At 63.4% G+C, this 18093-nt stretch carries 13 protein-coding genes; 7 read left to right on the top strand and 6 right to left on the bottom strand.

What is annotated here, in order from left to right; translation table 11 throughout:
• Positions 1-3: 3 nt before the first annotated feature.
• Together OX459_RS25265 and OX459_RS25260 are read right to left on the bottom strand one after the other, a co-directional pair.
• A complete protein-coding gene (locus tag OX459_RS25265; protein WP_289907020.1) occupies positions 4-4185 on the bottom strand; it encodes a DEAD/DEAH box helicase in 4182 nt (1393 codons plus the stop codon).
• Positions 4182-6125 carry a S9 family peptidase gene (locus tag OX459_RS25260; RefSeq protein WP_289907018.1) on the bottom strand — a complete coding sequence of 648 codons (1944 nt, stop codon included), beginning with the start codon at positions 6123-6125 and terminating at the stop codon, positions 4182-4184. Before OX459_RS25260 ends, OX459_RS25265 begins: the two co-directional genes overlap by 4 nt.
• Positions 6126-6325: 200 nt before the next feature.
• Between OX459_RS25260 and hemE the strand changes: the two genes are divergently transcribed.
• Both hemE and OX459_RS25250 read left to right on the top strand, forming a co-directional pair.
• Positions 6326-7411, top strand: coding sequence for a uroporphyrinogen decarboxylase (hemE, locus tag OX459_RS25255; RefSeq protein ID WP_099666089.1), 1086 nt, complete (start codon positions 6326-6328; stop codon positions 7409-7411).
• A gap of 840 nt (positions 7412-8251) precedes the next feature.
• On the top strand, positions 8252-10303 hold the full coding sequence (locus tag OX459_RS25250; protein ID WP_289907016.1) for a primosomal protein N': 2052 nt from the start codon (positions 8252-8254) through the stop codon (positions 10301-10303).
• A 14-nt stretch (positions 10304-10317) separates the two neighbouring features.
• On the opposite strand, the gene OX459_RS25245 is transcribed toward OX459_RS25250, so the two are convergent.
• Positions 10318-11208 (bottom strand): ArgP/LysG family DNA-binding transcriptional regulator, encoded by an 891-nt coding sequence (locus OX459_RS25245; RefSeq protein ID WP_251351549.1) that lies wholly within the window; start codon positions 11206-11208, stop codon positions 10318-10320.
• A 129-nt stretch (positions 11209-11337) separates the two neighbouring features.
• Between OX459_RS25245 and OX459_RS25240 the strand changes: the two genes are divergently transcribed.
• The 3 genes from OX459_RS25240 to OX459_RS25230 all read left to right on the top strand — a co-directional run bounded on the left by OX459_RS25240 (position 11338) and on the right by OX459_RS25230 (position 14072).
• On the top strand, positions 11338-12786 hold the full coding sequence (locus OX459_RS25240; protein ID WP_289907014.1) for a dihydrolipoyl dehydrogenase: 1449 nt from the start codon (positions 11338-11340) through the stop codon (positions 12784-12786).
• 165 nt (positions 12787-12951) lie between these two features.
• Positions 12952-13410, top strand: coding sequence for a hypothetical protein (locus OX459_RS25235; RefSeq protein ID WP_289907012.1), 459 nt, complete (start codon positions 12952-12954; stop codon positions 13408-13410).
• Positions 13407-14072: an HD domain-containing phosphohydrolase gene (locus OX459_RS25230; protein ID WP_289907010.1), complete on the top strand. Its 666-nt coding sequence runs from the start codon at positions 13407-13409 to the stop codon at positions 14070-14072. The genes OX459_RS25235 and OX459_RS25230 overlap by 4 nt, the downstream gene beginning before the upstream one ends.
• Before the next feature lie 113 nt (positions 14073-14185).
• Here OX459_RS25230 and OX459_RS25225 read toward each other — a convergent pair whose 3' ends face one another.
• Positions 14186-14671, bottom strand: coding sequence for an SRPBCC family protein (locus OX459_RS25225; RefSeq protein ID WP_099666092.1), 486 nt, complete (start codon positions 14669-14671; stop codon positions 14186-14188).
• 209 nt (positions 14672-14880) lie between these two features.
• Between OX459_RS25225 and OX459_RS25220 the strand changes: the two genes are divergently transcribed.
• The gene (locus tag OX459_RS25220; protein WP_086137636.1) at positions 14881-16941 is read left to right on the top strand and encodes a UvrD-helicase domain-containing protein; all 2061 of its coding nucleotides are present in this window, start codon (positions 14881-14883) and stop codon (positions 16939-16941) included.
• A 7-nt stretch (positions 16942-16948) separates the two neighbouring features.
• On the opposite strand, the gene OX459_RS25215 is transcribed toward OX459_RS25220, so the two are convergent.
• Positions 16949-17305, bottom strand: coding sequence for an addiction module antidote protein (locus OX459_RS25215; RefSeq protein ID WP_052140027.1), 357 nt, complete (start codon positions 17303-17305; stop codon positions 16949-16951).
• Positions 17302-17694 carry a type II toxin-antitoxin system RelE/ParE family toxin gene (locus tag OX459_RS25210; protein WP_251351553.1) on the bottom strand — a complete coding sequence of 131 codons (393 nt, stop codon included), beginning with the start codon at positions 17692-17694 and terminating at the stop codon, positions 17302-17304. Before OX459_RS25210 ends, OX459_RS25215 begins: the two co-directional genes overlap by 4 nt.
• A 160-nt stretch (positions 17695-17854) precedes the next feature.
• Between OX459_RS25210 and OX459_RS25205 the strand changes: the two genes are divergently transcribed.
• Complete coding sequence (locus OX459_RS25205; RefSeq protein WP_046683207.1) at positions 17855-18073, top strand: SlyX family protein; 219 nt, start codon at positions 17855-17857, stop codon at positions 18071-18073.
• The last annotated feature ends 20 nt before the right edge of the window (positions 18074-18093 follow it).

Raw genomic sequence — 18093 nt, 5'->3', positions numbered from 1 at the left:
ATCTCATTGCTTCAACCCTTCCTGCAGCATGCCCAGCATGTCATTGGCCGACATGCGCGCGGCCGCGTCGCTGCCTTCCAATAAACTGTCGGCCAGGTCGCGCTTGTGCTGATGCAATTCGACGATGCCTTCCTCGATCGTGTGCTTCGCCACCAAGCGATAAATGGTGACGGGGCGCAATTGCCCCATGCGGTGGGCGCGGTCCGACGCCTGGTCTTCCACGGCCGGGTTCCACCACGGGTCCATGTGGATCACGTAATCGGCCGCCGTCAAATTGATGCCCATGCCGCCCGCCTTCAGGCTGATGAGGAAAACGTCGCCCTCGCCCGCCTGGAAGGCGTCGACGCGGCGCTTGCGCTCCTGCATGGGCGTGCTGCCATCGAGATACTGGTAACTGACGCCATGCTGCTCCAGGTGCCGGCGGATCAGGGTCAAATGGTCGACGAACTGGCTGAAGACGAGCACCTTGTGGCGGTTTTCCAGCAAGCCCGACAACAACTGGGCGAACGCCGTCAGCTTGCTGCTGGCCAGGCCCAGCTCGGGCGCCACCAGTTGCGGGTTGCAGCAGGCGCGGCGCAGCTTCATGATCTCGGCCAGGATCTGGATGGCTTTTTTCGATGCCGGCCCTTCCACCATGGCCAGCTTTTCCAGCGCTTCGCGGCGCAGTGATTCGTACAGCGCCGTTTCCTGCGGCGACAATTCCACTTCCAGCACGATTTCCGTGCGCGACGGCAATTCCGACAGCACTTGCGTCTTCGTGCGGCGCAGGATGAATGGCGCGATCAGGCGGCGCAGCCGCAGCCGCGCGCCGGCCGCCGCCCGCTTGTCTTGATCTTTCTCAATAGGCCCGGCAAAGCGCAAATTAAACTGGTCGAGGGTACCCAGCAAACCGGGGTTGATGAAGCGGAACAGGTTCCACAATTCACCCAGGTGGTTTTCCAGCGGCGTGCCGCTGGCCACCATGCGGAAGTCCCCCTGCAGGGCCATCACGGCTTGCGAACGCTTGGTGGCGCCATTCTTGATGGCTTGCGCTTCGTCGAGCACGATCGTATGCCAGCGCACGCCGGCAAACATAGTGGCTTCCTGTTGCAGCAAGCCATAGCTGGCCACCACCACGTCGAACGGCTGCAGTGTTTCCAGCATGTCGGCGCGGTCGCCGCTGCCGAACAATTTGATGTTCAAGGTGGGCGCGAAGCGCTGCGCCTCGCTGATCCAGTTCATGCATACGGATGTGGGGGCGACGACGAGAGTGGGGCCGTGCGGCGCGCGCGCCAGGATCAGCGCCAGCGCCTGCAAGGTTTTACCTAAACCCATGTCGTCGGCCAGGCAGGCGCCCACGCCCCAGTGCGCCAAGCGCGCCAGCCAGTTAAAACCGGCCAGCTGGTAGTCGCGCAAGTCCGCCTGCAAGGTGCTGGGCAGCTGCGGCTGATAGTCGTCTAGGGCGCGCAGGCGCAGCAAGTGTTCGCGCCACAGTTTGTCGGCTTTGACGCCGCCCGCATCGTTGGCCAGCTCTTCCAGCGCGAAGGCGGCCAGCGGGTGGATGTGCACGCCATCGGCATGTGCCTCGCCATACGCGGCCAGTTCCGACAGGCGGCGGTGCAATTCGTCGCTGAGGGCGAGGAACTGGTTGTCGCCCAGGGCCACGAAGCGGCTTTTATTGTTCTGCATCAAATCGAGCAGGGCGCGCAAATCCATCACCTTGTCTTCATCGATCTGCACTTCGCCGCTGGCGGCAAACCAGTCTTTCTCGCTCTTGATATTCAGGCGCATCTGGCCGCTGTCGATGCGTTTCGACACGCGCATGGTTTCGCCTTCCGGCCAGGCCAGTACCATGCCGTCCGGGTCCAACGCCTGCAATTCCACCAGCAATTGCAAGCCCAGAGCAGGCTGCCCCAGCAGCCACTCGCCATGCTCTTCTTCCGCCTCTTCCAGCACCAGGCAGCGACCGATGAGCTGGCGCTGCGCTTCGCGCTCCGCGTTCAAGTCGCGCCGCGCCTGCACGGCCCGGCCCGCCACATCGGCAAACACGCTTTCGGCGCCGCTGCCCGGTGCGTAATAGGCGCCGTTGTCGAGCAGGGGGCGGACCAGGATCTGCATCTTGAGGCCCTGCTGGTAGGGCAGCAGATGCACGTGCAGGCGGTGGTCCGCCGTGATGGCTTCCGCATCGCCCGCGCCGCCGCCGATGTCCGATTGCACGGTGACCATGGACGAGATGGCGCCGATCGCCTGCATCACCTGTTTTTCCGCATGCAGGGGCACGGACAGGCCCAGGCCCACGATGGCGCCGATGCGCCGGTGCTCGTCGAGGATGTGCACCACGCGCAGGCGCGTCGGCGTCTCGCGCTGCACCACGACATTGCTGCCGTTGTCGGGCAATGGCGGCTGCATGCCCAGCCACAGTTGCCCCTCGTGCGACTTGATGAGAAGCTCGGGCGCGCCGGCGATCAGCTCCACGCGCGTGTCGGGGTGGTCGAGCCAGAACACGAGCGGGTGGCCCACCAGCAAGACGGCGGCCTTGTCCAGCTCGACTTCATAGCGGGGTGCCGATGAATAATATTGTTTAAAAGGCGCGATGCTGCCCGCCGCGCGCGCGTCTTGCGGCGTGAGGAAATCGATGTCGCCCGCTTCTTCGGCCAGGCGTTTCAAGCCCATGGCGCGACCCTTGCTCCAGCCGCCCCGCGCGTCGCGCTTCTGCTCGCGCACCTCCACGGCCGTCAAGCCGAAGCGCGGGTCGAACGCCACCAGCCACACGAGGCGCGACACGCCGCCCAGCGCTTCGGCGGGCGCGTTCTGTTGCAGGTTGATCAGGGCGCTCAGCTGGCGCTGCCACGCTTCCTGGCGCTCGAACCACGGTGCCATGTCCGTCAAGCCATGTTGCGCCCGCTTGGCCGTCGCATAGCGCTCCTGCTGCGGCTCGCCCATCAAGCCCAGCAAGCCGGCCGCCTGCGCCGCGATCAAATCGTAGCCGGCCGCGTCCGCTTGCAGCACCAACAGGCGCAGCTGATCCTTGCGTTCGCTCAACTGCGGTAAGGCCAGCCAGTAGTACAACAAGGCCTGGAACAGTTGCGCCTGCAGTGCCGTTTCCCAGCTGCGCGTGGGGATGCTTTCCGCCAGCTGCACGCCGGCGCGCACCAGGCGCAGGGTATTGAGTTGCTGGTAGACGATGCTGTCGTGGTTCGGTTGCGCGTGCAGGGCGATATCGAGGTAAGTTTCCGCGCTTTTCAGCAGCTTGGCGTCGTTGCTGCGCAGCAAGGCCAGCACGTACAAGTGGCCGCCGATGCCCGTGAAGCACAGCTTGCGCTTGCCTGTTTCCTTGCGCAAGCCCTTCAAGGCCGTCTCGAAGCCCGCCACGGCGTGCGCATGTTCGCCGCGCAACAAGGCGATGCTGCTATCGAGAAACAGCACCTGCGGGCCCTGCTGGCCTGCCAGGTAGCGCGCAGCCGCGTCGAGTTCGCCGCACAGCAGGGCGTCTTCGGCCAGGGCCAGCGGCAGGGCGGCGCCGATATGGTCGCCGGCCGCCGCCTGGCGCGCGTGGTGGGCGCGCGCGTACGCGCGGATGGCGTGCGCCGTACCCGGCTCGCGCGGCGCATTGCCCAGCAGCACGGCGAGGATGTCATCCTGCAGTTGCGGCATGACGAAAGACAACATTTCCGGCTCGAACGGCCGGCCGAAGATTTCGATCAGCGGATGCAGTTGCTGCGCTTCATAGCAGGCCATGCAGGCGGCCAGGATGGCGGCCACGTGGCGCACCTCGTCATTGCGCAGCAGGGCGATGCGCAGCCGCGCCACGCCTTGGCGGTAGCTGCGCAGCTCCACGTAGCCATCCCAGTTGCGGCGCACGGGATTGATCAGCTCGATGGCCTGGCACAGGTCGCGAAACACCAGGTGTTCGATGGCCGCGCGCATGGCGGGCCAGCGCAGCCTCGCTTCGCAGGCAAAGCCCCGTCCCACGATTTCCGACGCCAGCGCCAGGCGCGTCAGCCGCAGCAGCATGTTCGTCACCACCAGCAGGGAAAACGGCGTGCCGTCCGGTTCGACGACATTGGCGCGCTGCAAGTGTTCGTACACGGCATGCTTGCCCACCGGTTCGCCCGTGATCGCCAGCAGGGCCAGGATCATCTGCTCATGCTGCTCCAGTGCGGCGAACTCGTCCAGCAGATGCTGGTCGACATTTTGCTCGGTCATGCGGGCAAATTGGCGATATGCACGGGAGGCTCGCCGGCCGCCACGGGCAGGCCGAACACGCGCTGGTAGAAATACAGTTCCGCGTCCAGGGTGCGCACGATGTTTTCCGCCTTGCGGAAGCCGTGGCCCTCGCCTTCGAGCGGGACATACGCGACGGGCACGCCGCGCGCCTGCAAGGCGTCGACCATCAGCTGCGACTGCTGCGGCGGCACCACCTTGTCATCGAGGCCCTGGAAGAAGATCATTGGGCGCGACAATTTATCCGTGTGGTGGATGGGCGAGCGCTCGCGGTACAGCGCCTCGGCTTGCGGCTGCGAAGCGATCAGGTAGTCGGTGTAGCGCGATTCGAATTTGTGCGAATCGTTGTCCAGGCCCTTCAGGTCGGATACGCCATAGTAGCTGGCGCCCGCCTTGAAGACGTCGTGGAACGTCAGGGCGCACAGGGTGGTCAGGCCGCCGGCGCTGCCGCCGCGGATGATCAGGCGCTCCGGGTCGGCCAGGCCGTTGGCGACCAGGTAGCGCGCGCCGGCGATGCAGTCTTCCACGTCGACGATGCCCCATTGCCCGCGCAGCGCGTCGCGGTATTCGCGGCCAAAGCCGCTGCTGCCGCCATAGTTGACGTCGAGCACGCCGATGCCGCGGCTGGTCCAGTACTGCGTCGCCAGTTTCAAGGTATTGCTGGCCATGCTGGTGGGGCCGCCGTGGCTGATGACGATGACGGGGGGCAACGTTCCTGCTGGCGCCTGCACGTCGCCATTCGTGGGCGCATAAAAGAAGGCGTGCGCCGTGCGGCCATTGTTGCTCGGATAGCTCAAGCTGCGCGGCACGGACAGGTAGCCGAGCGCAGGCAGGGCCGCGATCGATTGCGCCAGCACTTCCAGTTCATGGTTAGCCAAATCGATGCGCGCCAGTTCCAGCGCGATGGTGGGGCTGCCGCCCAGCAGCGCGACGAAGCCGGGGCCCACGCGCAGCTCGCGGATTTCCTGGTACGGGTGGGGAATCGGCTCGAGCTTGGCCGCCGCCACGTTCAATTGCGCCAGGTAGCTGATGCCGGCCTGGATATACGTGCAGACGATCTCGTCGTCGGACAGGAAACCGTACATGCTGCCGCCGAAGGTCCAGTGCGGCGTGGCAAATTCCGCTTCCATCGGGCACAGCGCCTCGATGTTGGCGCCGTGCAGGCGGTACAGATTCCACCAGCCGCTGCTGTCGGACACGAAGTGCAGCAAGCCGTTCGGCGACCATTCCGGCTGGCAAATCGACTCGCGCGCGCCGCCGGCGATCAGGCGCGGCGAACCGAGGCTGCCATCCGCCTGCACGTCGGCCAGCCACAGTTCCGTGCCTTGCCACGGCAGGCGCGGGTGGTCCCAGCTGATCCAGGCCAGCTGGCTGCCGTCCGGCGACAAACGCGGTGCCGCATAGAAATCGTGGCCGCGCGCCAGCACCGTTTCGCGCCCGTCGAAGCCGACGGCGGCCAGGCAGTTTTCCGGCAGGGCATGACCTTCTTGCGGATGCTGCTCGCGCACGGCGATCAGGCGGGAACGGGCCGCATCGACGACGAAATCCGCATGGCGCGTGTTGCCGCCCGTGGTGAACGCTGCGGGCGCGGCGTCGCCGCTCACGCGATACAGGCAGTTGTCGGCGAAATGCGAAAAGTAGACGGTATCGCCGGCCACGGCATACGCGCCGCCGCCATATTCATGCACGCGGGTACGCACATTGAAGGGCGCCGGCGTCAATTCATCGACGCGCGCGCCGCGCTGGCGCAGCAGGGTGTTGCGGCCCGCCTCGCTGGCGCGCCCGGCCAGCCAGAACACGTCGCCGCCATCCGCACCGCCCAGGGCCAGCTGCGTCAGCGGCGAGGCGCCGGCGGCGACGATGGCTGCGCTGATCGGCGATGGCCAGATGCCATAAGGGGTGCTGGATGCGGTCGAGGTCATGCGGGCTCCGTATAGTGAGGGGATCAAGGGCCGCCAGGCAGGGTCAAGGCGCGCGGCGGCGTGCATCATCATAATGGAAGGGCTGGCACAACGAAAGTCATCGCTGTGCGTGGCAAATGCTGCAAAGCGGCACCGGAATCAATGAAATGGCGGCGATTGGATGCGATAATACCGCTTCTCCAAGCTATTGATTGCCTTCCATGCCACAATTTGCTCCGCTCCAGAACGATACTTTCCTGCGCGCCCTGCTGCGCCAGCCGACCGAGCACACCCCAGTCTGGCTGATGCGCCAGGCGGGCCGCTATTTGCCCGAATACCGCGCCACGCGCGAGCGGGCCGGTTCCTTCCTGGGCCTGGCAAAGAATCCCGATTACGCCACGGAAGTGACCTTGCAGCCCCTGGAGCGTTTCCCGCTCGACGCGGCCATCCTGTTTTCCGACATCCTGACGGTGCCTGACGCCATGGGCCTGGGCCTGTATTTCGCCGATGGCGAAGGCCCGAAGTTCGAGCGCCCGCTGCGCACGGAACAGGACGTGAAGGCGTTGCAAGTGCCGGACCTGGAATCGCTCGACTACGTCTTCAAGGCCGTCACGCAGATCCGCACGGAACTCAACGGCCGCGTGCCGCTGATCGGTTTTTCCGGCAGCCCGTGGACCCTGGCGTGCTACATGGTGGAAGGCGGCGGTTCGAAAGAGTTCCACACCATCAAGAAGATGCTGTACAACCGCCCGGACCTGATGCACCACATCCTGGCCATCAACGCCACTTCCGTGGCGCAGTACCTGAATGCGCAAATTGATGCCGGCGCGCAAGCCGTGATGATTTTCGATTCCTGGGGCGGTGCGCTGGCCGATGGCGCCTACCAGGAATTCTCGCTGGCCTACATGCAGCAAGTGGTGGCGCAATTGAAACGTGACAAGGATGGCGTGAAAATCCCTGCCATCGTGTTTACCAAGGGCGGCGGCCAGTGGATCGAGCAGATCGCCGACATCGGCGCCGACGCCGTGGGCCTGGACTGGACCGTCAACCTGACGCGCGCGCGCCAGCTGGTGGGCCATAAAGTGGGCTTGCAGGGCAATCTGGACCCGGCCATCCTGTTCGCCAGCCCCGAGCAGATCCGCGCCGAAGTGGCGAAAGTGCTCAACGCCTTCGGCGCGCCGTCGGAAGGCACGGGCCACGTGTTCAACCTGGGCCACGGTATTTCCCAGTTCACGCCGCCGGAATCGGTGGCAGCCATGGTGGAAGCCGTGCACAGCATGAGCCGCGCCATGCGCAGCGGCCAGTAAGTAGCCGTTTTCCCCTGGCGCAGGGGCAGAAAGGCAGGCTTTCCAGCGGAAGCCTGCCTTTTTCTTTGCTACGCCTTCGCAAGAAATACCGACTTATGCACAATTTTTTTTGCTGCGGAAATAAGAGGCAGTCGAAAAGCCATGCCCGGAGACACTCTGCAAGTGCTTGATTATTAAGACATAAAAAAAGCCTTGTTCGGCGGACTTTGTTGCTATTGATAAGGTTATTCTTTCGTTCGCCTGCCTTATTCCTTCATTGTCCACAAAGTTATCAACAGATTCTGTGGATAAAATTGAAAAGTATTTTGTTAACCGATACTTAGCGCCGATGTTCAGGTTTCACCTGAAGTGCATGTTGCACTGCATGATAATTGAACAATGTTTCGCCGCCCGGCAGGGAAAAACGAACGCTTGCCCGGCAATTGTCAACTTTGCAGCATGCCGCCACCGTTTTTTCGGATCGGCCGCCGCAAAAGCGGGCTGATTTCTGTATAAATAAATTACAAATGGTTCAGTTATGCACAGCGGCGGAAATGCCCCGCGGTTTTCCAGCCTCCCGGGCGTCAATTTTTAAGTCGTTGATTTTAAATACTTAATTTTTCTTGCGTGCCGCTCTTGACGGCGATCGAAATTTTCTGTCCACATTTTTCCGAAAGTTAATTTTGCTTTGTCCACAAAGTTATCCACAGAATTTTCTTCAGGCACGATGCCACGCCATCCTGCCTGCCGTTAGGCGTTTGAGGGGCGAAACAAGTATCATGGCCCGCTGGCTTGATGCCGGACATCCCGCGCGCCATCGATTCTGCGGCGCGCTTTTTTATTGAGATAGGCCCTACCCCCATGTCGCAGTGCATTTTGACGTCGTGCATCCTGAACATCGCGCTCGACACGCCCTTGAACGCCCTGTTCGACTACCGCTGGAACGCGGCGGCGGATGCGGACGCAGCCGTGCCTCTGCCGCAAGTGGGGCAACTGGCGCTGGTGCCGTTCGGCCGGCGCGAAGTGATGGGGCTGATCGTCGGCGTGTCCGACAGCACCGACGTGCCCGCCGCGAAACTGAAGGACGTGCTGGCCGTGCGCAGCCAGCTGGCGCCCCTGTCGGAACAATGGCTGGCGCTGGCCGCCTTTGCCGCCGATTACTACCAGCGTCCGCTCGGTGAAGTGGCGCTGCCGGGTTTACCGAAGAATTTGCGCGTGCTCACCACCGTGGCGCTCGACCGCGCCATCAAGAAGCTGGGCAAGCTGGCCGACGCGCACGACGGCACGCCGCTGAACATGCCGGCCCTGAATCCTGCCCAGCAAGAGGCGGCCGACGCCATCGGCGGCGCCCGGGGTTTCAAGCCGACCCTGCTGTACGGCGTGACGGGCAGCGGCAAGACGGAAGTGTATCTGCAAGCCTGCGCCCAGGTGCTGGCGCGCGAGGACGATGCGCAAATCCTGATCCTGGTGCCGGAAATCAACCTGACGCCCCAGCTGGAAGGCAATATCCGCGCGCGCTTTCCCGGCGTCATGCTGGCCACCCTGCACAGCAGCCTGTCCGAAGGCGAGCGCATGCTGCACTGGCTGGCTGCCCACCAGGGCCAGGCGCGCATCGTGCTCGGCACGCGGTTGGCCATCTTGGCGTCGTTGCCGAAACTCAAATTGATCGTCATCGATGAAGAGCACGATCCTTCCTACAAGCAGCAGGAAGGCTTGCGCTATTCCGCGCGCGACCTGGCCGTGTGGCGCGCCTGGCAATTGCAGATTCCCATCGTGCTCGGTTCGGCCACACCGTCGCTGGAAAGCTGGCACCATGCACAGACGGGGCGCTACCGCAAGCTGGAGTTGCGCGAACGGGCCGTCAAGAATGCGGTGTTGCCGCGCGTCAAGATTCTCGACATGGAACGCGACCGGCCGAAAGATGGCCTGACTTCGCATTTGGTAGCCGCCTTGAAACTGCGCATGGAGCGCGGAGAACAGTCGCTGCTGTTCTTGAACCGGCGCGGCTATTCGCCCGTGATCTGCTGCGAATCGTGCGGCTGGATCAGCAATTGCACGCGCTGCACCTCGTTCATGGTGCTGCACAAGCCCGAGCACCGGCTGCGCTGCCACCATTGCAGCCTGGAACTGCGCATTCCCCGCCATTGCCCCACGTGCGGCAACGTCGACCTGCAGCCGCTGGGACGGGGCACGCAGCGCGTGGAAGAGGGCTTGCAGCAATTGTTTCCAGAGGCGCGGATCTTGCGCATCGATGCCGATTCCACGCGCAAGAAAGGCAGCGCGCAGGAAGCGTTCGACACCGTGCACCGGGGCGAAGTGGATATCCTGATCGGTACGCAGATGGTGGCCAAGGGCCACGATTTCAAAAAGCTGACCCTGGTCGGCATTCTGAATCCGGACACGGCCCTGTTTTCCCAGGATTACCGGGCCAGCGAACGGCTGTTCGCCCAGTTGATGCAGGTGGCGGGCCGGGCAGGGCGCGCTGCGCAGACGGAAGGGGGCAGCGTGTCCGAAGTGCTGATCCAGACGCGCTATGCGCGCCATCCGCTGTACGACGCCGTCGTCAACCACGATTACGACCACTTCGCCACCACCTTGCTGGAAGAGCGGGCGCAGGCGGCGCTGCCGCCGTACCTGTTCCAGGCCCTGCTGCGCGCGGAAGCACCCGAGCTGGCCACGGCCATCGAGTTCCTGCAGGCGGCCAAGGAATGCATGGAGCACCCGCAGGTGACCATCAACGACCCGATTCCCATGAGCATGACGCGCGTCTACAACGTGGACCGTGCCCAGCTGCTGCTGGAATCCGCCTCGCGTCCCGCCCTGCAAGCGTTTTTAAAGGAATGGCTGATGGAATTGCGCGCCATGAAGACGCGCGTGAAATGGTCGCTGGAAGTGGACCCGCTGGATATTTAAATTAATTCACTGAATTAGTTCAGATAATCGCGCGCGGACTTGACGATCTGCTCGGACAGCAGCTTGGTAAACGGCGTGTCCAGGGTCCAGGCGTGCCAGCTCAGCGGTACGTCCAGGGTGCTGCCCGGCATCAGATCCACGAGACGGTCCGTCGCCAGCGCCTGCGCGGCCAGGCGCTGCGGCATCAAGCCATAGGCCAGGCCATCCTGGACGCAGCCGCGGCGCGCCGCTTCCACCGGCAAGGTGTGGTGCGGAAACGGTTCACGCATGTTCAATTGTTCCGCGAGGAAACGCGCCAGCAAGCCGTGCTGGCCCACGACGGCGGGCGCCAGTTGCACCGCTTCGGCAATAAAACCGTCGCCGAACCAGTGGCCCGCAAACACGGGCGTGGCCACGCAGACATAGCGCAAGGTGCCCAGCGGCGTGACGCTGGTGGCGGCCGCCGCATCGATCGCTGTGCCCGACTCGGCCGCCACGCAGCCGAACACGGAGCCGTCGCGCACCATCTGCAAGGCGCTGTCGCTGTCGGCCAGGCGCACGTCGAGCTGGCAGCGCGGCGGCGCCAGCAGGGCGGACAAGGTGTCGGGGAACCACGTGGCCAGGCTGTCGGCATCGATGGCGATGGCGATTTCCGGCATGCTGACGCTGTTGCCCAGGTCGATGTCGAGCGAGGCTTCCATCAGCTTGACGTTGCGGTGATGCACGATCAGGCGCTGGCCCAGGCCCGTCGGCACGGCTGGCTGGCCACGGATGATCAAGAGGCGCCCGCTGGCGTCTTCCAGCGCCTTGATGCGCTGCGAGACGGCCGACTGGGTGATGCCCAGCGCCAGGGCGGCCTTGTCGAAACTGCCATGGCTGGCGACGGCGTCCAGCACGGCCAGCGCGCGATAATCGAGTGATCCCATTAGCTCAGCTTATAAATTTTGAAAATGATTAGTTATACTAATGCATATATTGCTGCAAAGTAAAACCTTATTTTCAGCAAACGGGTAGTATCGAACGCTGTGAGCAACCTCAAACGGATGGGCAGCGGCATGAAGACGATACGAGTGGATGTGGCCGTGATCGGCAGCGGCACGGCCGGCATGACGGCGCACAGGGCGGCGCGCATGCAGGGCAAGCGCGTGCTGATGATCGAAAGCGGGCCGTACGGCACAACGTGCGCCAGGGTGGGCTGCATGCCCAGCAAACTCTTGATCGCGGCGGCCGAGGCGGCCCATGCCGTGGCTGCCGCGCCGGCTTTCGGCGTGCATGCTGGCCCCGTGCGCATCGATGGCCGGCAAGTGATGGCCAGGGTGCGTAGCGAGCGCGACCGTTTTGTCGGCTTCGTGCTCGACGGCGTCAATGCCATTGCCGACGAAGAAAAATTGCGCGGCCATGCGCGTTTTATTTCCCCCGGCACATTGCAGGTGGATGAACATACCTTGGTGGAAGCGGCCAGCGTGGTGATCGCCACCGGTTCCACGGCCATCGTGCCGCCCGAGTGGCAGGCGGCGGGAGACCGAGTCATCACCAGCGACGCCGTGTTCGAGTGGACGGACTTGCCCGCTTCCGTGGCCGTGGTCGGCAGCGGCGTGATCGGCCTGGAACTGGGCCAGGCGCTGGCGCGTCTCGGCGTGCGCGTGACCCTGTTTGCGCGTGGCAATAAGGTCGCGCAGCTGACGGACCCTCTGGTGCTGCGCGAGGCGGACGCCGTGCTGGCGCGCGAACTCGATATCCGCTTCATGACCGGCGTCGCGCACGTGGCAAAAACGCCCGATGGCAAGGGCATCCTGCTCACCAGCCGCGATGCCGCGGGCGTGGAAAAAACCGAGCAGTTCGAGTATGTGCTGGCCGCCGTCGGCCGCCGCCCGAACGTGGACAAGATCGGCCTGGAAACGGCGCAAATCGAGCTCGACCGTCATGGTGTCCCCCTGCATGATGCGCACACCATGCAGTGCGGCAAGAGCGCCATCTTCATCGCCGGCGATGCCGACAATGCGCTGCCGCTGCTGCCCGAAGCGGCCGACGAGGGCCGCATCGCGGGCGACAACGCGGCGCGCTTTCCGGACGTCAAACCGGGTTTGCGCCGCACGCCCTTGACCATCGCCTTCACGGAGCCGCAGATCGCCACCCTGGGCGCGACATACCAGCAATTGTGCGTGAGTCACGCGGGCCGCTTCGCCGTCGGCGCCGTGTCGTTCGGCAACCAGGGCCGCAGCCGCGTGATGCTGCAAAACCAGGGCTTGCTGCGCGTGTATGCGGAATTCGGCAGCAAGCGCTTTCTCGGCGCCGAGCTGATCGGCCCACGGGCGGAACACCTGGGCCATTTGCTGGCCTGGGCGTGCCAGGCGCAGCTGACGGTGCCCGCCATGCTCGACATGCCGTTCTACCACCCCGTCATCGAGGAAGGCGTGCGCACGGCCCTGCGCGAGCTGGCGCTGCACCTGGAAAAAGACCCGGAACACGCGCCCGGCTGCGCCGACTGCACTCCCGGCCCTTGAATGCAACTTTGCGATTTACATAATTTTGTAGACAAGCTCACATGATTGCGCGATCATCGCTGCCACATTGAAATATTGATTAAAAGCAAAAAACATTTCAATCGGTACATACCGCTGATGCCAGGATGGTAAAAACAGGCGGGTGCAGGCGATGATGGAGACGATGTGAAAATTCGGCGCATTTACGCGGGAGAACTCGCACTGGGCGTGGCCCTGCCCTGGGACGTGCACGGCGAAACGGGCGGCTTGCTGGCCAGGCTGGGCCATGTCATCAGCAGCGAAAACCAGATCGAATTGCTGCTGGCGCGCGGCGTCATCGCCGATGCCAGTGCCGACGTGCCGCGCACGGCCACGGAAGCGCCGTCGGCCTTGCGCATGCTGAACCTTGTCACGGCGGGCCTGGCCCTCGTCTTGCCGACGATTGCCTCCGGGCAAGCGGGCAGCCACGCACCGCTGGCCGCGCTGGCGCAGCTGGTGGAAGAAGCTGTCGTGCTGGACGCCGACGTGGCGCTGGCCTGCATCTTGCACAATCAGGGCGCGGGCGACTTTGCCGTGCGCCACAGCGTCGACACGGCCGTCATCACGGCCCTGCTGGCGCGCGCCCTGAAACTCGTGAGGGCGTGATCCGCAGCGTGGTGCTGGCCGCGCTGAGCATGAATGTGGGCATGCTGGAACGCCATGCGGATTTCCAGCACAAGGCGGGGCCGCTGGATGCGCAGGAACGCGCCTATTTGCGCGCCCATCCGCAAGCCGGTGTCGACTTGCTGCGCGCGACGGGCGTGACGGACGCCGTCTGGCTGCAAGCCGTGTTGCAGCACCATGAAAATATCGACGGCAGCGGCTATCCGCTGGGCACGCAAGGCGAGGCGATCGGCATCGGCGCCCGCCTGATCATGCTGGCCGACCGCTATTGCGCGCGCGTGTCGAAGCGCAGCTACCGCCAGCCCTTGCTGCCGAACGTGGCCCTGCGCGAAATGCTGATGGCCGACAAGGCCACCCTGGATGCGCCGCTGGCCTCGCTGCTGGTGCGCGAGCTGGGCATCTACCCCGTCGGCACCTTCGTGAAACTGCTGAATGGAGAAATCGGCGTCGTCACGCGCAAGGGCTTGAATGCCACCACGCCCCACGTGCAATCGCTGATCGGCCCCCGCGGCGCGCGCCTGGACGTGCCGCTGCGGCGCGATACGCGCGTGGACTTGCACGCCATCCGCGAAGTGCTCAGCGCGGAGCAGGCGGGCTTGCAGTTCCGGCCCGACCAGCTGTGGGGCCGCAGCGCAAGAACGTAGAGCGCCTGGAAAGACGCCCATGGCGTTGTTGCATTGCCTGGTCGTACTTTCGTACTGCCTTCGGCAATGCGCCTAGCCCTGAGCGTTTTCCAGACACTCTCTACACGAATAGCTTAATTCAGCAAACCCGCATCGAGCCGCCCTTCGAGCGCCAGTTCGCGCATGATGCGCACGGTGTCGATGTCGGACTCCTTGTAGGCGGAGCGGCGGAAGTCGTCGTACAGGGCGTTGGCCGCATCGGTGGCCGCGTCGTGGCCGTCGTCGTACTGGAAGCGCACCCACAGGCTCGCTTCGTCGGGCATCTCGATGGTCATCACCAGCGAGGAGGCGCTGATATCCTTTTGCGCCGGCACTTCGTAGCGCACCTGCAGTTGCGGCACCAGCACCACCTTGTCGTTGATGACCAGTTCGCCATAGCGCAGGCTGCGCGCGAAACCGGCGTCGCTGCGCTCGCTGATCTGGCATTCGTCCAGGTGGGGCACGAACAGTTTCGGCGATTCGGCGCGCAAGACGAGGCCGCGCCAGACTTGCTCCAGGGTCAAGGTGTCGATCAGCGGGTTCAATGGATCGTTGATTTCAATCAGGTGTTCAAATTTCATGGGACTGCCATTCGGTAAGTGGGCGCGCAGGGGCGATATAGGCGGAATGGTACTCCAGGCGTGGCATCGCCGCACGCATTGCAGCGGCCCAGATGGCGGCATATGGCGATATATCAATGCCATTGCCTGTTTTTCGGGCATGCGCCAGCGTGCAAAAGGCGGGCGCGACGCTGTTACAATGGGCTGCTGTTCCCTGCGGAAATACCCTGATGTCCAAAGCACCACAGTTCGGTCTGAATGCGCCCCAAAGCGAAGCGGTTACCTACCTCGACGGCCCCTGCCTGGTGCTGGCGGGCGCCGGCTCGGGCAAGACGCGCGTGATCACGCAAAAGATCGCCCATCTGATCGAAGACCGGGGCTATGACCCGCGCACCATCGCCGCCTTGACCTTCACCAACAAGGCGGCACTGGAAATGCAGGAACGCATCGCCAAGCTGTTGAAACAGCCGCGCCAGGCCAAGCAGTTGACGGTGTCGACTTTCCACTCGCTGGGCGTGAAAATCCTGCGCCAGGAAGCCAATGGTGTGGGGCTGAAGGACCGCTTTTCCATCATGGACAGCGACGACTGTTTTTCCCTCGTGCAAGACCTCGCCATTACCACCGATAAACAGGTGATCCGTGGCATCCAGAACGCCATGTCCTTGTGGAAAAATGGCCTGATCGATCCGGACATGGCCCTGGCGCAAGCCAAGGATGAGGATGAGGCGAATGCGGCGCGCATCTACCGCAGCTACGTGGCAACGCTGTCCGCCTACCAGGCCGTCGATTTCGACGATCTGATCCGCTTGCCGGTGGAACTGTTCCGCAACAACGGCCCCGTGCGCGACAAGTGGCAGCGCCGCCTGCGCTATCTGCTGGTCGATGAATACCAGGATACGAACACTTGCCAGTACGAACTGGTGAAACTGATGGTGACGGGCATCGGCAAGAAGCCGATGTTTACGGCCGTGGGCGACGACGACCAGGCGATCTATGCGTGGCGCGGCGCCACCGTGGAAAACCTGAAGACCCTGGAGACGGATTTCCCCGATTTGCGCGTGATCAAGCTGGAGCAGAATTATCGCTCCACCATGCGCGTGCTCAATGCGGCCAATGCCGTCATCGGCAACAATCCCAAATTGTTTGAAAAGTCGCTGTGGTCGGAACATGGCCTGGGCGAGCCGATCAAGGTGCTGGGCATGCAGACGGACGAGCAGGAGGCGGAGCAGGTCGCCATCATGATCTCGGCCGACCATTTCGAGCGCAAGAACAAATTTTCGGATTACGCCATTTTGTACCGCGGCAACCACCAGGCGCGCATCATCGAGCAGTGTCTGCGCAAGGAGCGCATCCCGTACACGATTTCGGGCGGCCAGAGTTTCTTCGACAAGGCCGAGATCAAGGACATCATCAGCTATCTGCGCCTGCTGGCGAACGAAGACGACGATCCGGCGTTTATCCGCGCCGTGACGACGCCGCGCCGGGGCGTGGGCCAGTCGACGCTGGAGGTGCTGGGCGCGTTTTCGGGCCAGTGGCAGTGCTCGCTGTTCCAGGCCGTTTTCAAGGGCGGCATCGAGGCCAAACTGACGGATCGCCAGCTGGGGCCGTTGCGGGACTTCTGCAACTTCATCAACGACCTGGAATCGCGCGCCAGCCGCCCGGGTGCGGCCGGCAGCGGCGACAACGCGGCCGAAGTGCTGGACGACATGATGAAGGAAATCCACTACGAATCGTATCTGTACGATGCCTTCGAGGAACGACAAGCGCAAAGCAAGTGGCAGAACGTACTGGAATTCGTCAACTGGCTCAAGGAGCGGGGCCGGGGCGGCAAGGACCGCGACGGCGAAGAAAAGAACGTGCTGGAATTGACGCAGATGGTGGCCCTGATGACCATGCTGGAAGGCAAGGACGAGGAGCAGGACGCCGTGCGCATGTCGACCCTGCACGCGTCGAAAGGCCTGGAGTTTCCGCACGTATTCCTGGTCGGCGTGGAAGAGGGGATCTTGCCGCACAAGGGCGACGCGGATGCGCCGGCCGAAACCATCGCCGCACGCATTCAGGAAGAGCGCCGCTTGATGTACGTGGGCATCACGCGCGCGCAGCGCACCTTGCACGTCACCTGGTGCAAGAAGCGCAAGCGGGCCGGCGAGCAAGTCCATTGCGACCCGTCGCGTTTCATCAAGGAAATGCAACTCGACGTGGGCGACGCCGTGCCCACGGAGGCGGAAGTGATTTCGCCGAAAGAACGGCTGGCGCGCATGAAGGCCTTGCTTGCCGCGCCCAAGGCTTGAGCGGCGCTCAGGCTTCCACGGCGCCGTCCGGCGTGGTTTTCGGCACGATGGCCAGCTGCATGCCCAGCGCATCGAGCATTTTCAAGATGGTTTCGAAGCGCGGCTTGCTGCCTTCGCGCAAGGCTTTATACGCGCCTTCACGCGTGATGTCGGCACGGGCCGCCACCTTGCCCATGCCGTAGGCGCGCACCACGTCGTTCATGGCCGACTGGAACAGTTCGGCATTGCCGGTGGCGACGATTTCGCTCATGTAAGCGGCCACGGCGGCCTTGCTGGTCAGGTGTTGCGTCGGGTCGAATTTGCTCAGTCCCAATGCTTCCAGGTCGTCGAGGTCGAAGGTGTCGTGGTCGATGTCGTGGTTCATTTCTTTCGTACTCCTGTCGAGGGGCTTGCTGCTGCTTTCTTGAGGGCCGCCTGCCGGGCTTTCAGCTCCCGCAGGATGGCTTGCGCCTGCCTGATGTCGCGCTGCTGGCTGGATTTATTGCCGCCCAACAGCAGCAAGATCAGGGTGCCCCGGTTCGTTTCATGAAAATACACGCGCCAGCCCGGTCCCGTCTGTAAAAAACGCAGTTCGCACACGCCTTCACCCACTGGCCGCCAGTCGCCCTTTTTACCGTGCTGCAAATGCTTGATGCGCGCATCGATGGCGGCGGCCGCCACATCGTGCAGGGAATCTTCCCAGCGCCGATATTCGGCCGTCTTGCGCGTGTCAATCAGCAGTGGCTCGGTTGGTGTTGGTGTTGGTTCAACCATTGTAATCGTTTGTTCTCATTCGTCAAGCGGCTTGATCAAGCTATAAGGAGAGAATAGGCAAGAATCGGCGCCGCACCGGGACGAATGCCGTTTGTTTGTCCTGGCGCACGCCGCTGCGGCGGTAGAATGCCGCTTTCAGTCAGAAATGAGCAGAAGCACCATGGACAATGCAGAACAGATGGAAATACGTTTCGTCGATATCGAAATCAAGCTGGCGCAGCAGGAAGACCTGGTCGAGTCGCTGAACCAGATGGTGTACCAGCAGGGCAAGCGCATCGACCAGCTGGAAGCCATGCTGCACAAGCTGGGCGAGCACGTGCGCGACGGGGCGCAGCAGGCAAATGGCGGGCTGGTCAACGAACGTCCGCCGCATTACTAAATCGGCATCGTGATGCGGGG

This window comes from Janthinobacterium sp. SUN026, from assembly GCF_030397625.1.
Lineage (GTDB): Bacteria > Pseudomonadota > Gammaproteobacteria > Burkholderiales > Burkholderiaceae_D > Janthinobacterium > Janthinobacterium kumbetense.
Note: the sequence above shows the minus strand (reverse complement) of the source record. Positions and strands in the feature narration are given on the sequence as shown.

What these genes read in the sequence shown, in the direction of transcription:
- OX459_RS25265 (WP_289907020.1), bottom strand. Translation starts at nt 4,185, where the DNA reads ATGACCGAGCAAAATGTCGACCAGCATCTGCTGGACGAGTTCGCCGCA.
- OX459_RS25260 (WP_289907018.1), bottom strand. Translation starts at nt 6,125, where the DNA reads ATGACCTCGACCGCATCCAGCACCCCTTATGGCATCTGGCCATCGCCG.
- hemE (WP_099666089.1), top strand. Translation starts at nt 6,326, where the DNA reads ATGCCACAATTTGCTCCGCTCCAGAACGATACTTTCCTGCGCGCCCTG.
- OX459_RS25250 (WP_289907016.1), top strand. Translation starts at nt 8,252, where the DNA reads ATGTCGCAGTGCATTTTGACGTCGTGCATCCTGAACATCGCGCTCGAC.
- OX459_RS25245 (WP_251351549.1), bottom strand. Translation starts at nt 11,208, where the DNA reads ATGGGATCACTCGATTATCGCGCGCTGGCCGTGCTGGACGCCGTCGCC.
- OX459_RS25240 (WP_289907014.1), top strand. Translation starts at nt 11,338, where the DNA reads ATGAAGACGATACGAGTGGATGTGGCCGTGATCGGCAGCGGCACGGCC.
- OX459_RS25225 (WP_099666092.1), bottom strand. Translation starts at nt 14,671, where the DNA reads ATGAAATTTGAACACCTGATTGAAATCAACGATCCATTGAACCCGCTG.
- OX459_RS25220 (WP_086137636.1), top strand. Translation starts at nt 14,881, where the DNA reads ATGTCCAAAGCACCACAGTTCGGTCTGAATGCGCCCCAAAGCGAAGCG.
- OX459_RS25215 (WP_052140027.1), bottom strand. Translation starts at nt 17,305, where the DNA reads ATGAACCACGACATCGACCACGACACCTTCGACCTCGACGACCTGGAA.
- OX459_RS25210 (WP_251351553.1), bottom strand. Translation starts at nt 17,694, where the DNA reads ATGGTTGAACCAACACCAACACCAACCGAGCCACTGCTGATTGACACG.
- OX459_RS25205 (WP_046683207.1), top strand. Translation starts at nt 17,855, where the DNA reads ATGGACAATGCAGAACAGATGGAAATACGTTTCGTCGATATCGAAATC.